General features: G+C 54.8%; 1 protein-coding gene. It reads left to right on the top strand.

Translation table 11 applies throughout. The annotated features are described in order from the left end of the window. Positions 1–64: 64 nt before the first annotated feature. Positions 65–1,227 (top strand): IS3 family transposase gene (locus tag JQ845_RS22735; protein WP_095019831.1). Its coding sequence is split into 2 segments (ribosomal slippage): positions 65–320 and positions 320–1,227, totalling 1,164 coding nucleotides; the frame shifts between segments, so codons are not numbered across the junction. Positions 1,228–1,235 lie beyond the last annotated feature (8 nt).

Consider the following 1,235-nt stretch of genomic DNA (forward strand, 5'->3'; position numbering starts at 1 on the left):
TGTAGTGGTCTAATGAAACCGGACACCCTTTTAGGCGAGAATACTCGCCAGATCGAGGTGTCAGATGACCAAACAACGCCGTACCTTTTCCGCTGAATTCAAACGCGAGGCTGCCGACCTCGTGCTCAAGCAAAACTACAGCTTCATCGAAGCCAGTCGTTCACTGAGTGTTGGTGAGTCGGCGCTGCGCCGCTGGGTCGACCAGCTTCAGCAAGAGCGCACCGGCGTCACGCCCCAGAGCAAGGCCCTGACACCAGAGCAGCAAAAAATCCAGGAGTTGGAAGCTCGGATTGCTCGCCTCGAGCGCGAGAAATCAATATTAAAAAAGGCTACCGCGCTCTTGATGTCGGAAGATCTCGAGCGTACGCGCTGATCAATCAGCTAAGCGTCCATGAGCCTGTTGACTGCTTGTGCGAGGCGTTTGAGGTCGCTCGTTCGGGGTACTACGCGCATCGTCTAAGGCGGCGAACACCAGATGTTGAGCGGCTCAGGCTGCGTAGCCGAGTGAGCGAGTTGTTCACCCAGGGCCGAAGTGCTCCCGGCAGTCGAAGCATCACGTTGATGATGCAAGAAGAAGGTGAGCAAATTGGACGGTTTAAGGTACGCAGGCTGATGCGTGAGCTGGAGTTGGTCAGCAAGCAGCCAGGATCACACGCCTATAAAAAGGCGACAGTCGAGCGGCCGGATATCCCAAATATATTGAACCGAGAATTTGATGTCGAAGCGCCCAACCAGGTCTGGTGCGGCGACATCACCTACATCTGGGCACAGGGGAAATGGCACTACCTTGCGGTTGTCATGGATCTTTACGCTCGCCGAGTGGTGGGCTGGGCGTTATCAGAAAAGCCGGATGCAGACTTGGTGATCAAGGCGTTGGATGTGGCTTACGAGCAGCGTGGCAAGCCGCAAGGCCTGCTATTTCACTCAGACCAGGGATCCCAATATGGCAGCCGCAACTTTCGCCAGCGGCTGTGGCGTTATCGCATGCGTCAGAGTATGAGCCGCCGAGGAAACTGCTGGGATAATGCGCCGATGGAGCGGGTTTTTCGCAGCTTGAAAACAGAGTGGATACCAACCACTGGCTACATGACCGGCCATCAGGCTCAGAGAGATATTAGCCAGTACCTGATGCATCACTACAACTGGATCCGACCTCATCAATTTAACGATGGATTGGCCCCAGCGAAAACGGAAGAAAAACTCAAAACCGTGTCCGGGATGAGTTGACCACTACA

Origin of the sequence: Pseudomonas paraversuta, assembly GCF_904063065.1 — a bacterium.
In the GTDB taxonomy this organism is placed as follows: Bacteria; Pseudomonadota; Gammaproteobacteria; order Pseudomonadales; family Pseudomonadaceae; genus Aquipseudomonas; species Aquipseudomonas paraversuta.